Annotated in this window: 15 protein-coding genes; 2 read left to right on the top strand and 13 right to left on the bottom strand. The window is 64.2% G+C overall.

Annotated elements, in window-relative coordinates:
* Positions 1 to 13: 13 nt before the first annotated feature.
* The 5 genes from ACSKT0_RS07200 to infC form a co-directional block, all read right to left on the bottom strand.
* Positions 14 to 931 (bottom strand): cation diffusion facilitator family transporter, encoded by a 918-nt coding sequence (locus tag ACSKT0_RS07200; RefSeq protein ID WP_437773136.1) that lies wholly within the window; start codon positions 929 to 931, stop codon positions 14 to 16.
* Between the two features lie 102 nt (positions 932 to 1,033).
* Positions 1,034 to 1,927, bottom strand: coding sequence for a TrmH family RNA methyltransferase (locus ACSKT0_RS07195; RefSeq protein WP_437773135.1), 894 nt, complete (start codon positions 1,925 to 1,927; stop codon positions 1,034 to 1,036).
* A 51-nt stretch (positions 1,928 to 1,978) separates the two neighbouring features.
* Complete coding sequence (gene rplT / locus ACSKT0_RS07190; protein ID WP_437773134.1) at positions 1,979 to 2,509, bottom strand: 50S ribosomal protein L20; 531 nt, start codon at positions 2,507 to 2,509, stop codon at positions 1,979 to 1,981.
* Positions 2,510 to 2,626: 117 nt separating this feature from the next.
* Positions 2,627 to 2,821, bottom strand: a complete 195-nt coding sequence (rpmI, locus tag ACSKT0_RS07185) for a 50S ribosomal protein L35 (protein WP_236816733.1) — start codon at positions 2,819 to 2,821, stop codon at positions 2,627 to 2,629.
* Between the two features lie 119 nt (positions 2,822 to 2,940).
* The gene (gene infC / locus ACSKT0_RS07180) at positions 2,941 to 3,993 is read right to left on the bottom strand and encodes a translation initiation factor IF-3 (protein WP_437773133.1); all 1,053 of its coding nucleotides are present in this window, start codon (positions 3,991 to 3,993) and stop codon (positions 2,941 to 2,943) included.
* Positions 3,994 to 4,370: 377 nt separating this feature from the next.
* On the opposite strand from infC, the gene ACSKT0_RS07175 reads away from it, so the two are divergent.
* Positions 4,371 to 4,757, top strand: a complete 387-nt coding sequence (locus ACSKT0_RS07175; RefSeq protein ID WP_236816723.1) for a DUF1844 domain-containing protein — start codon at positions 4,371 to 4,373, stop codon at positions 4,755 to 4,757.
* 84 nt (positions 4,758 to 4,841) lie between these two features.
* Here ACSKT0_RS07175 and ACSKT0_RS07170 read toward each other — a convergent pair whose 3' ends face one another.
* The 8 genes from ACSKT0_RS07170 to ACSKT0_RS07135 all read right to left on the bottom strand — a co-directional run bounded on the left by ACSKT0_RS07170 (position 4,842) and on the right by ACSKT0_RS07135 (position 11,091).
* Positions 4,842 to 6,176, bottom strand: a complete 1,335-nt coding sequence (locus tag ACSKT0_RS07170) for an MFS transporter (protein ID WP_437773132.1) — start codon at positions 6,174 to 6,176, stop codon at positions 4,842 to 4,844.
* Positions 6,177 to 6,234: 58 nt separating this feature from the next.
* A complete protein-coding gene (locus ACSKT0_RS07165) occupies positions 6,235 to 7,137 on the bottom strand; it encodes an SseB family protein (RefSeq protein ID WP_437773131.1) in 903 nt (300 codons plus the stop codon).
* On the bottom strand, positions 7,137 to 7,883 hold the full coding sequence (gene priA, locus ACSKT0_RS07160; RefSeq protein WP_437773130.1) for a bifunctional 1-(5-phosphoribosyl)-5-((5-phosphoribosylamino)methylideneamino)imidazole-4-carboxamide isomerase/phosphoribosylanthranilate isomerase PriA: 747 nt from the start codon (positions 7,881 to 7,883) through the stop codon (positions 7,137 to 7,139). The genes ACSKT0_RS07165 and priA overlap by 1 nt, the downstream gene beginning before the upstream one ends.
* 59 nt (positions 7,884 to 7,942) lie before the next feature.
* Positions 7,943 to 8,101, bottom strand: coding sequence for a hypothetical protein (locus ACSKT0_RS07155; protein ID WP_172465499.1), 159 nt, complete (start codon positions 8,099 to 8,101; stop codon positions 7,943 to 7,945).
* A 1-nt stretch (position 8,102) separates the two neighbouring features.
* The gene (hisH, locus tag ACSKT0_RS07150; protein ID WP_437773129.1) at positions 8,103 to 8,858 is read right to left on the bottom strand and encodes an imidazole glycerol phosphate synthase subunit HisH; all 756 of its coding nucleotides are present in this window, start codon (positions 8,856 to 8,858) and stop codon (positions 8,103 to 8,105) included.
* Entirely contained in the window at positions 8,855 to 9,481 is a 627-nt protein-coding gene (gene hisB / locus ACSKT0_RS07145) for an imidazoleglycerol-phosphate dehydratase HisB (RefSeq protein ID WP_234753135.1), read from the bottom strand. Before hisB ends, hisH begins: the two co-directional genes overlap by 4 nt.
* A gap of 41 nt (positions 9,482 to 9,522) precedes the next feature.
* On the bottom strand, positions 9,523 to 10,641 hold the full coding sequence (locus ACSKT0_RS07140; protein WP_437773128.1) for a histidinol-phosphate transaminase: 1,119 nt from the start codon (positions 10,639 to 10,641) through the stop codon (positions 9,523 to 9,525).
* 90 nt (positions 10,642 to 10,731) lie between these two features.
* Entirely contained in the window at positions 10,732 to 11,091 is a 360-nt protein-coding gene (locus ACSKT0_RS07135) for a LysM peptidoglycan-binding domain-containing protein (protein WP_437773127.1), read from the bottom strand.
* A gap of 366 nt (positions 11,092 to 11,457) precedes the next feature.
* Here ACSKT0_RS07135 and lexA point away from each other — a divergent pair, with 366 nt between their 5' ends.
* The gene (gene lexA, locus ACSKT0_RS07130) at positions 11,458 to 12,207 is read left to right on the top strand and encodes a transcriptional repressor LexA (RefSeq protein WP_236816708.1); all 750 of its coding nucleotides are present in this window, start codon (positions 11,458 to 11,460) and stop codon (positions 12,205 to 12,207) included.
* Positions 12,208 to 12,226 lie beyond the last annotated feature (19 nt).

Here is a 12,226-nt window from a genome sequence, read left to right as displayed (position 1 = left end):
TGCCGCGGGTTGCTCAGACCTGGACCCGCTCGACGTCGGGCTCCAGGTAGATGACCCGGGCGATCGGGACTGCAGTGCGGATCCTGAGTTCGGCGTCGTCGATCGCCTTGGCGATGGCCTGACCGGTATCTGCTGCGCCTACGCTGATCTTCGCAGCGACCAGCAGCTCCTCCGGGCCCAAGTGCATGGTCTTGAGGTGGATGATGCGCGTGCCGTCGGACTCGATCGCTTCCGTGATGCGGGCGTTGTCCTCTTTGGTGGCTGATTCGCCCAGCAGCAAGGACTTGGTTTCCACCGCGAGCACCACGGCGATTCCCACAAGAAGCAACCCGATCATTCCTGTGCCCGCTGCGTCCCACAAGCCGTTGCCCGTGATGAGGGTCAGGCTCACGCCGAACAGCGCGAAAACGAGGCCCAGGAGAGCTCCGAAATCCTCCAGGAGAATCACGGGAAGTTCCGGTTGCTTGGCGTTGCGGATGAACTTGATCCAGCTTTGTTTTCCGCGCTGGGGATTGGATTCGTGGATGGCGGTGCGGAACGAGAAGGATTCCGCCGCAATGGCGCCGAGCAGCACGGCCAGCGGCACCCACCAGAAATCGCCTTCGATGGCGTGCGGGTGCTGGAATTTCTCCCAGGATTCGTAGAGCGCGAAGAGGCCTCCGACACTGAACAGCACAATCGAGACGATGAAGGCGTAGATATAGCGCTCACGGCCATAGCCAAAGGGGTGTTCGGGACTTGCGGCCCGCTGCGCCCGCTTCCCGCCAAGTAGCAGGAGCAACTGGTTGCCGGAGTCGGCGACAGAGTGGATTGCCTCTGCCAACATGGACGACGACATCGTCAGCACGAAGGCGACGAACTTGAGCACAGCGATCGCCAGGTTGGCGCTCAATGCCGCCACGATTGCCTTGGTACCGCCATTTGCAGCCACGAAAGCTCCACCTCTTCTTCGGTTCAGGGGATGTGAGTGAATCGGCAGGAACGGACCGCGGGGTCGCGTCCTGCAAGCAATACCGTACCGGTTGAGAAATGGTCAGGAGTGCTGGGAGCGCGCGCTGGCGTAAAGGCAGACGGTGGCGGCTGTGCCGAGGTTCAGGCTTTCCGCCGAACCGTAGACGGGCACTGCGACACGATGGTCGGCAAGCGCCAGCTCGGAGTCTGAAAGTCCTTGCGCCTCGTTACCGAACAGCCAGGCCGTCGGGGCTTCGAGTGCGTAGGCGGAGGGCGCCGCCGACGCGCCCAGGCGGCGTGCCGCGTTCTCGTCCTGAAGTTTGTCCAGATTGAGGGTGCCGTAACCGTCCGCTGCGAGGATCCCGATGCCGCGCTCCTTGCAGAGGGCTGCGAGCTCTTCGACGTCCGCACCCAGGACGACCGGCAGGTGGAAGAGCGAACCGGCCGTGGACCGCACGGCCTTCGGATTGTAAATATCCACGCTGGAGGCCGTCAAAACCACGGCATCCGCACCGGCAGCATCAGCGGCCCGAAGCACCGTCCCGGCATTGCCAGGATCGCGCACCTGGCACATGACAGCGATCAGCCGCGGCCCGGCGTCGAGCACTGATTCAAGGCTGACGTCCACAAAGCTGCAGACGGCCACAATCCCTTGGGGATTGACGGTGTCCGCCATGGCGGCCAGGACATCATCGTTCGCAAGCCGCAAGGCAACGCCGTCGGCGAGCTCGGCCAGTTCGGGAAGCCGGTCAAGGCAGCTTTCGCTCGCGAAGACTTCATGTACGACGGCGGGCTCCCCCGCCGCGGTCCGCTCCCGGTGCAGGAGCAGCGCCTCGCGCACGGTCTGGGGGCCTTCGGCGAGGAACCGGCCACGCTTTAAACGCGCCGGGCGCCCTGCAAGCCTTGCGACATCCCTGACCCGATCGGCTCGGGGGTTGGACATCGGAAGTTCTTGCGGGCGCCCGGTTTCGTTCATATACAGAACTTTAGTGGCAGTTGCCACCGTCCCATGAACTGAGGCTACGTGCTACTCAGCAGCTTCAGCGGCAGGCTTCTTCGCAGCCTTGGCCTTGGGGGCCTTGGCAGCGGGCTCTTCCTCGGAAACGGAGGCCTTGACTGCCGGAGCAGCCTTGGCAGCCGCAGAAGTCTTGGCAGCAGCCTTCGGAGCGGCTTCAGCCTTGACGGCCGGAGCGGAGGTGTCGGCAGGCAGGGAATCCTTGGCAACCTTGACCAGCGCGGCAAAAGCGTTGGCGTCGGAAACGGCCAGCTCTGCCAGCATGCGGCGGTCAACCTCGACCTCAGCGGCCTTCAGGCCCTGGATCAGACGGTTGTAGGTCAGGCCGTTGGCGCGGGATGCAGCGTTGATGCGCTGGATCCAGAGGCGACGGAAGTCGCCCTTCTTCTTGCGGCGGTCGCCGTAGCTGTACACAAACGAGTGCAGCAGCTGCTCTTTTGCCTTGCGGTACAGGCGAGACCGCTGACCGCGGTAACCCTTGGCCCGTTCAAGGACAACCCGACGCTTCTTGTGGGCGTTTACCGCCCGCTTCACACGTGCCACGTGCGTACTCCTTCAAAATTCTTATCCCAAGCTGCTACTGCCGGAAACCCGGCCGGCCTGAGAAGGCTTTGGTGTAGTCGGCAGCTGCCGGATGGCAGCAACCAGAAAACTTGGAACTTAGATGCCGAGCATCCTCTTGATGACCTTGGCATCGCCCTTGAAGACGATCTTGTCGCCGGCAAGGCGACGGGTCAGGGTGGAGGACTTGTGCTCCAGGTAGTGGCGGCGGTTGGCCTGCTGACGCTTCAGCTTGCCGGTACCGGTCAGCTTGAAGCGCTTCTTAGCACCACTGTGGGTCTTCATCTTCGGCATGGGAACCGATCTCCTTACGTGTCCGCAGACTGGGTCTGCAGTTCTTTCGTGCAGCCACCCCATGAAGGGCGGCTACTGCTTTCGTGCCGGGCAGAGGGGATGCCCCTCCTGCGGCGTGACTAGTTGGTCTTGCGTGCCGCTGGCTTCGGAGCGGCCTTGGGGGCTGCCGGTCGAGCTGCAGGCTTCGGAACCGCGGGCTTCGCCATCGGTTTCGGTACTGGTGTAGCAGCAGGCTTGGGGGCAGCTGGTACAACAGGCTTCGGAGCTGCCTGCTCAGGAGCCTTTGCCGGTGCAGGAGCCTTCGCTGGTGCCTTCGCCGGCGCCGGTGCGGCAACCGGAGCTGCTTCAACTACGGGAGCCTTTTCGGCAACCGGAGCTGCTTCAACCACGGGAGCTTCTTCGACCACCGGAGCTGCTTCAACCACAGGGGCTTCTTCGACAACCGTTTCCTCAGCGGCCGGAGTCTCTTCGACTTCAGCAGCCTCCGCCTCAACGGCTTCCGGCGCGGTTTCCTCAGCCTGGGTTTCCTCGGCCTGGGTATCCCCAGCCTGAGTCAAGAGTTCCGCCGGGAGCAAGTCGGCGAGTGACTGGGTCAAGGGAGCATCCTCGCCAGAGACGTCAATCCGGCCTGCAGCCTTGGCTTCATTCTGTGCCTTGGCTTCTGCACGCTGCGCCGCGCGGCGGGCCTCGGCCTTGGCCTCAGCCTTGTTCTTCAACGGACCAATCACCATGACCATGTTCCGGCCATCGATGCGCGGGCTGGACTCAATCACGCCAACTTCGGCGACGTCCTCAGCGAAACGCTGCAACAGGCGGATGCCCATTTCAGGACGCTGCTGCTCACGTCCACGGAACTGGATCATGGCCTTCACCTTGTCACCGGCACCCAGGAAGCGGAGCGCGTGGCCGCGCTTGGTCTCGTAGTCGTGGGTGTCGATCTTCAGGCGGAAGCGGATTTCCTTGAGAACCGTGTTGGTCTGGTTCTTGCGGGCCTCACGGGCTTTGACAGCGGCTTCGTACTTGTACTTGCCGAAGTCCATCAGCTTGCACACCGGAGGCTTCGCCTGCGGTGCAACTTCAACGAGATCCAGGTCAGCCTCGGCAGCCAGACGCAGGGCGTCCTCAATACGGACGATTCCAACCTGTTCGCCGGCAGGGCCGACCAAACGCACCTCGGGGACGCGGATACGCTCATTGATTCTTGGCTCGCTAATGTCAAAGCTCCTGTTGTTGTGATGAGTATTCCACCGGCAAATAGAGAAGGCCCCCAATTGCTGGCGCAATCGAAGGCCTCGAAGATCGGAGACGGCCCCTCAACGGGGCGTTCGCACCATCCAAGGCTTACCTTGAACGGTGTCCGACCATGTACCCGGCAACTTACATCCCCTAAGGGAAACGGCTGACGCGGGTGGGAGAGAACTCCGCTTGCAAACTGAAAATCAATTCTACAGAAATCGGCAACCAAGCGCACATTAACGATGGGTGGCCGAGCGCTGCGTGTGCCATGGGAAATGGCAACTTCCAGTCGGTCTGTGACAAGCTTACCAGCATGAGCACTTCAGACAGCAATTCCCTCGACCACGAGCCCGCCGGCACCGACGCCGGAGTAGGCCAGCAGATCCGCGACATTTCGGAAGTTCCGGCTGTTGAGGTCATCACCACCGGCGCCGTTCACCTCATGAGCGCAGCGGCCGTCAAGGTGGGCTTGGCCGACGACCCCCAAGCCGAAGAGCTCAAGGACCTGGACGAAGCGCGCAAACTGATCACCGCTTTGGCCGGCCTGGTCACCGCCGCAGCACCGGAAATCGGTTCGCAGCACGCGGGCCCCTTGCGCGATGGCCTCCGCTCCCTGCAACTTGCGTTCCGCGAAGCTTCCCTGATCCCGGACGAACCGGGCAAGGGCCCGGGCGAAAAGTTCACCGGCCCGGTCAACTGACACGGACTACCCATAGGACCGCGACGGCGGGCTGGCCTCTTTGGCCGGCCCGCCGTCGTCGTATTCTGGCGGCTCAGGCGCGACTCAGTTGGCGGGATCCCCGGCGCCGGCCTGGGTGATGGTCATGCTCCGGCGCCGACGAAGCTGGAGGAACAGCCCGGCAAGGCACAACACCACTCCTGCCGTCCCGATAGCGACGAAGCCGGCCCACGGCCCCACGCCGTCGATGAAGAGCCCGGCGACCGGCGAACCGAAGGCGACGCCCGCTGTGAGCGCCGAGCCATACCAGCCCATTGCCTCGCCGCGGCGGTCCTCATCCACGATGTCGGCGACCTTTTCCGACGCCGCGGACAACACCGGCGCGCAGAGCAGACCGGGAAGCAGGGACAACAAAGCAAGGGTCCAGGTGTCCCCGGCGAAGCCCATCGGGATGGTCAGGGCCGCCATGCCCAGCAGGAGCAGGATGGGTGAGACGGGCCGGTGCATGGCGCCGTAGATGAGCCCGCCGACTACCGAAGAGGCGCACCAGAAGAAGAAAACAATTCCGATCTCGCTCTCGTGCCCCCCGCGCTGCAGCACCGCGACAATTCCGACGTCGGTGCCGCTCAGTACCATGCCCGATCCTGCGGCGACGGCGAACACGGCGGCCACCGCCGCGGTGAACCATGTGAAGTTCCGGGCCATTTTTCCCCGCAACCCGGAAGCTTGCGAGACCGTCGGGGCCATCTCTGAAGCGGCTTCCTGGAGATGGGCCGGCGCCGAGGCCACCACTGCGGCTTCGGCCGCATGGAGCTCATCGGCATCCCGGTCAGCCGTCTGGCCGGCATCCAGGACGCCCTCGCTGCGCGTGGGCGGGTTGAACCACAGCAGGAAGAGCCCGGCGGCCGAAGTGCACACGCCCACGATGGTCAGGCCGAGCACGGTGAACCCGCTGGTAGCCACGACTGCGCCCACCGCGGGACCGATCATGAAGACCACTTCGGTGCCGATGGAGTCCAGGGCATAGGCCGAACGCCGTTGCTCGCCATCAACCAGCACACCGAGGGACTGCCGGATGACGCTGAAGATCGGCAGTGTCAACAGGCCCCCGACGAAGACGAGCGGAAGTATCCATTCGTAGCTGACGTGCGGCACCACGGACCAAATCACCAGCTCAGACACCACCGAAGGAATAAGCGCCTTGCGCAGGCCGACAATGTCCACGCGCCGCCCTCGCCAGGGAGCGCCAATCGCGATGCCGATGGTGAATACCGCGGCGGCAGCACCCGCGGCGGCGTATCCCTTGCCCAGGGTCAGCACGATGTGCAGGGTGAGCAGAACTCCCGCTGCCGAGTGCGGTATGCGGGCCACCATGCCCACCAGCAGGAGACGCCGCACGGACGTGATGGACAGCATCTCCCGGTAGAGAGAGAAATTCACGAGCTATATCCTCTGTTCTGCCGAGGGCAGGACAAGGACGTTCCCCCTGTGCCTTCGGCTACTGTGCCGCCCGCTGCAGGCTGACTTCGATCGAGTCAACCCGCTCGGCGAACAATTCGTTCTGCGCCCAACGTCCGTTCAGCCCGGAGACGAGGTCCTGCACCGCGGCGGCGTCCAGGCCGTCTTCGAGGTACAGCACCACGCGCAATTCAGGCCCGGGTCCCCCGCCGGCCATGGCCGATCCGTCGGCCGTGCGCGAAGCCATCCCCGATCCTGGCCGCATCTCCAGGCGCCGCACGGCGGGGTACATCCCTGCCAAGGAATTGAGAGCAGCCTCCAGTTCATCATCAAGGTACGACGGCGTCCAGTCGCGCTGCTGCGCCAATGACCACATGGCAGGCCGGCGCACCACGAAGGTGACATCCGAACCCGGATCCAAGACGAGCAGCTGGGCTCCCTCTGACACGGCAGACAACGCCGCCCGTGCCGCATAAACGGCGACGGGGCGGGCCTGCGGGTGCCAGGCTTCAAGGGCGGCAGCCGAGGTGAACACGGGCATGGCCGTGCGGCCGTCCGGTGCTTTCAATGTCACGAGCGCCATGTCGGCCTGCTTGTCGGCATGGAGACCGTCCACGCCCTCGGCTTCCTCGGCGAGCTGGGCTACCACCGGGACAAAGACCCTGGCCGTCGCCAACGAAGCCACCACACCGGCCTCGCTGCCGGTACCGGCGAGCAGGGCCGCGACGGCGGCGAGGTACCCGGCGTCGGCCGTTCCGTCGTCGTCGTCGAAATTATGGATCTTGGCGGCGTCTCCGCTCAGGTCGCGGCCCGCCCAGGGCTGGCCGGCAGAATCGCCTGATCCCCCGGCGCCCGCCAGGGCGGCAGCGATGTGCCCGGGCAACTGCCGGGGTGCCGTAGTCGAAGCATTGTCAGCAGCCGGGGACTGTGGATCCTGCGACATCAGCGGCGGCCGGCGACGTCCAGGGCTTCCGGAAGCGTGAAGGCACCGGCGTACAGCGCCTTGCCGACGATCGCTCCTTCGACCCCGAGCGGCACGAGCTCCCGCAGGACGCGCAAGTCCTCGAGGCTGGAGATGCCGCCCGACGCAACGACAGGTTTGCCGGTCTTTTCCACCATCCGGCGCAACAGCTCGACGTTGGGACCCTGCAAGGTTCCGTCCTTCGTGACGTCGGTGACCACGTAGCGGGCGCAGCCGGCCTCCTCAAGGCGGGCCAGCACCTCCCAGAGATCCCCGCCCTCCTTGGTCCAGCCCCGGCCCGCGAGCGTCGTGCCGCGAACGTCGAGCCCGACGGCGATCTTGTCACCGAAGCGGTCGATGGCCCGACGGGTCCATTCGGGATTCTCCAACGCCGCCGTTCCGAGGTTCACGCGGGCGACGCCGAGCTCAAGCGCGCGCTCGAGGGATTCGTCGTCGCGCAGTCCGCCGGACAGCTCAACCTTGACGTTCAGCTGCGAGACCACCTCGCTGATGAGGTCGGCATTGTTGCCGCGGCCGAAGGCGGCGTCCAGGTCAACCATGTGCACCCATTCGGCTCCGGCGTTCTGCCAGTTCAGTGCGGCTTCCAGCGGAGTGCCGTAGCTGGTCTCGGAGCCGGCTTCTCCCTGAAGGAGGCGGACTGCCTGGCCGTCCACGATGTCGACGGCGGGCAGGAGTTCCAGGACGGGCAGTTCAGAGGGGGATGTCATTGATGTCCTCGGTGTCGTGGGGACGGGCGTCAGTTGCCCGGCAAGTTATTTGGCAGGCACTATTTGGCAGGCAAAGTGAAGAGGTAGGCCGCCAGCAGTGCCAGGCCGGCGAGTACGTAGAACGAAATGGAGACCCAGGCGGGGCGTTTCTGCTGGTGGAAGGAGATTCCGCCGCCTACCAGCAGCCCGGCCGCGCCCATGAAGATAACGGACCACATCTTAGGCAGCGCCTCCGGCCTCGGTCGCTTGCGGCTGGGTTTTTGCTTGCGGGCGCAAGCCATCGACCCAGTTGCGCAGGAGCCGGGCTCCGGCGTCGCCCGACTTCTCGGGGTGAAATTGCGTAGCGCACAACGGACCGTTTTCCACGGCGGCGATGAAGCGCGCACCGTGCTCGGACCAGGTCACCTTCGGCGGAGCCATGCGGGGTTGGACGACGTCGAATTCCCACTTCTGCACGCCGTACGAGTGCACGAAATAGAACCGTTCATGCTCGACGCCGGCGAACAGCTTTGAGCCTTCGGGCACGTCCACGGTGTTCCAGCCCATGTGCGGGACAACGGGCGCTGGCAGGAGTTCCACCTTGCCGGGCCACTCTCCCATGCCTTCTGCCTCGGTTCCGTGTTCCACTCCGGCCTCGAACAAGACCTGGAGCCCGACGCAGATGCCCAGGACGGGCCGGCCTCCGGCAACACGACGGCCGATCATCCGAATGGCGTCTACTGCCTTGAGTTCGCGCATCACCGTTTCGAAAGCGCCGACGCCGGGGACCAGGAGCCCGTCAGCATTCAGGACATCTTCGGGCTTGGCGCTCAACGTGACTGCCGCTCCGGCACGCTCAAGCGCCCGGACCGCAGAGCGGACATTGCCCGAGCCGTAGTCAAGGACCGTTACAGTCGGTTTTCCTTCAGGCGAGACAATGCGGCTGGCGGCCTTCGGGTCCACGACAGCGCCATCCTTGAGGATGTGCTTACTCACAAGGCGCCCTTCGTGGACGGAATGCCTTCGACGCGGGGGTCGGACTCAACGGCGGAGCGGAGCGCCCGGGCGAACGCCTTGAACTGGGCCTCCACGATGTGGTGCGGATCCCGGCCGGCCAGGACATTCATATGAAGGCAGATGCCCGCGTGCAGGGTGATGGCCTCGAAGACGTGGCGGGTCAGCGAACCAGTGAAGTGTCCACCGATCAGGTGGTATTCCTGACCGGCGGGCTCACCTCCGTGAACTAGGTAAGGACGTCCGGAGACGTCGACGACGGCGTGTGCCAACGCCTCATCCAACGGAACCGTGGCCTCGCCGAACCGCCGGATACCCGCTTTGTTACCCAAGGCGGTGCGCAGGACCTCACCGAATGTAATGGCGACATCCTCCACAGTGTGGTGGGCGTCGATGTGGGTGTCTCCGGTCGCCTTGACGGTCATGTCGATGAGCGAATGCTTGCAGAGCGCCGTCAGCATGTGGTCATAGAACGGCACCGAGGTGCTGATATCCGAAACTCCCGTGCCGTCGAGGTTGATTTCAACCAGGACGGAGGACTCGCTCGTGGTGCGTTCCATGCGTGCTGTCCGGGCGGCCGCCGTGCTGGCGCCGTTTTCGCTCATTGATGATCCTTAGGAGGAAGGAGTGGTGGGACTTGTTAAGTCTAGGCCGGTGCGGAGAGCTGGCCGTCCAGCAAGGCTTCGAGCGCCTCGAGGAAGGCGGTGGTCTCGGGCTCCGTACCGGCTGTGACGCGGAGGTGGCCCGGTATGCCGACGTCGCGGATCAGGACGCCGCGTTCCAGGAGGCCTTGCCACAGGGCATGGGGGTTTTCGATTCCGCCGAAGAACACATAGTTCGAATCCGAGGCGGCCGGCTTGAGGCCCATGCGGCTCAACTCGCTGACAATGCGATCGCGTTGGACCTTGATGTCCTCGACGTCGGCCATGAGGGCTTCGCGGTGCCGGAGGGCCGCCAGCGCGGTTGCCTGCGTGATGGCGGAGAGGTGGTACGGAAGGCGGACCAAGCGGATCGCGTCGGCGACCTCGGGAGCAGCTGCCATGTAGCCGATGCGTGCACCGGCGAGGGCGAAGGCTTTGCTCATGGTCCGGGAAACAATGAGGCGCTCCCGGCCAGGGAGAAGTGTCAACGCACTGGGCGTGTTGTCGTGGGCGAACTCGTGGTACGCCTCGTCCACGATCACCACGGTCTGGCTCGCCTCGCCGGCCTCGTACACGGCTTCGACGACGTCAAGGCCAAGTCCCGTGCCGGTGGGGTTGTTCGGGGAGCAGAGGAACACGACATTCGGCTTGAGTTCGCGAACCTGCGCGGCGGCCGAGGCCGCATCGAGTCCATAGTCTTCGGCGCGAACTCCCGCGATGTATCCCGTGTCGGTTCCGCTGGCCAGCAGTGGGTACATCGAGTACGTGGGCGGGAAACCGAGCGCGGTCCGGCCCGGGCCACCGAAGACCTGGAGGATCTGCTGCAGAACTTCATTGGAACCGTTGGCTGCCCAGATGTTCTCGGCCGCAAGGCCGTGACCGAGGTACTCCGCAAGAGCCTCGCGCAGTTCTGTGAACTCGCGGTCCGGATAGCGGTTCAGTCCGACGGCGGCTGCCGCTACCGCTTCGGTGATGGCCGCCTGGACATCGGCCGGCACGCCATGGGTGTTTTCATTGACGTTGAGCAAAATCGGAACATCAAGCTGCGGCGCGCCATACGGGCTCAGGCCGCGGAGGTTGGTCCGGAGGGGAAGTCGGTCAAGTCGCTCAAGCTGGTCACTCACCATGACAGTTTAAGGTGCGGGGGCGGATGCCCTGAAACTGTGACGGCCCGGCGCCGACTCGGAGACCTGCCAACCCGGTCAGCGTTGGTGTTAAGTGGCCGGAATGAACAGTTGCTGGCCCGGCACGATGTGGCCGTCCTGAAGGTTGTTCAGCTGGATAATCTCGGCAACGACGTCGCGTGGATCCCGGGAAGGCGCGGCGATTCCCGCAATCCCCCACAAGGACTGGCCCACCTGTACCGTGACGCTCGTACTTGAAGTGGGCTGCAGCTCGGCGGCGGAATCAGCAGCCTTGGCCGGCGAATTCAGGAATCCCGCCAGGCTGAGCAGCACTGCGACCACGAGCATTGCCGGGACCCCGAAGAAGACCATGCGGCCCCGGCGGGTCAGGCGAAGCCGGCCCGGTGCCGTATTGCGGCCGGACCGGTGGGTGATGGTGATTGCGGACATGAGCTGAGCCCTTCTGAACAATGCCGCGTTCCGGAATCTCTGGTTGCGGCTGCCAATTCTTGCCTTCAGTCAGTGCTTGCAGGACGGTTATTAGTTGATCTGTTCGAACGATTCGAACGAACACCCGGATCCTGCAGCACTTTTATAGAACACATATTCGAACCTTGCTATGACATTTTTAGCACCTATCAACGAACGATGTCGAGACTCGCTAGAACAAATGTTTGAAAAACGCCAGTGCCTGCCCTACGTTTGAGTGAAGGAAGAGCACTGAACCAGTGCAACAGGAGGGTCTGACATTTCAGGCCGACAGTCCCGGCAGGCGCCTCAGGGCCGAACGGGCGGAACGGAAGGGCGTTGGTGAAAATGGCAGCGAAAGCCACTGGCAGCGGGCCGGCCTCAGCGCGGAGCCAGCAGCCGCAGAAGGCCCCCAAGAGCCTGACCGTCCGCCAGAAGAAAATCCTGGAGACCATCCAACGTTCAGTGAACGATCATGGCTATCCGCCGTCGATGCGTGAAATCGGGGACACGGTTGGCCTAGCCAGCTTGTCCAGCGTTACGCACCAGTTGTCGCAGCTTGAGAAGCTCGGCTATCTTCGTCGCGATCCCAAGCGCCCGCGTGCAATGGAAGTCCTCATGCCGTTGACCCTGGACGGCGGCTCTGTCATACCCGGCGTTGAATCGCCGGCGAAACTCCGCAGCGCGGGAGGACTGGCCGTCACGGAACTCGCGAGTGCCAGTGACACGGCCATGGTCCCCCTCGTCGGACGCATTGCTGCCGGTGGACCCATCCTGGCGGACCAGACCGTTGAAGACGTACTGCCTCTGCCCCGCCAATTGGTAGGCCATGGCGAGCTCTTCATGCTGAGAGTCGCCGGTGATTCCATGATCGACGCCGCTATCTGCGATGGAGACTGGGTGGTAGTGCGGCGTCAAAACGACGCACTCAACGGCGACATCGTGGCCGCACTCCTGGACGACGAAGCCACCGTCAAGACCTTCCGGCAGCGCGACGGCCACACCTGGCTGCTCCCCCAGAACACGCAGTACGAACCCATCCTGGGAGACCATGCCACCATCATGGGCAAGGTCGTCTCGGTCCTGCGCTCCCTTTAGGACGTCCTCGCACCAGGAC

The sequence above is a fragment of the Arthrobacter sp. KNU40 genome, assembly GCF_051515115.1.
Classification (GTDB): domain Bacteria; phylum Actinomycetota; class Actinomycetes; order Actinomycetales; family Micrococcaceae; genus Arthrobacter.
This window is presented reverse-complemented; position numbering and strand designations above follow the sequence as displayed.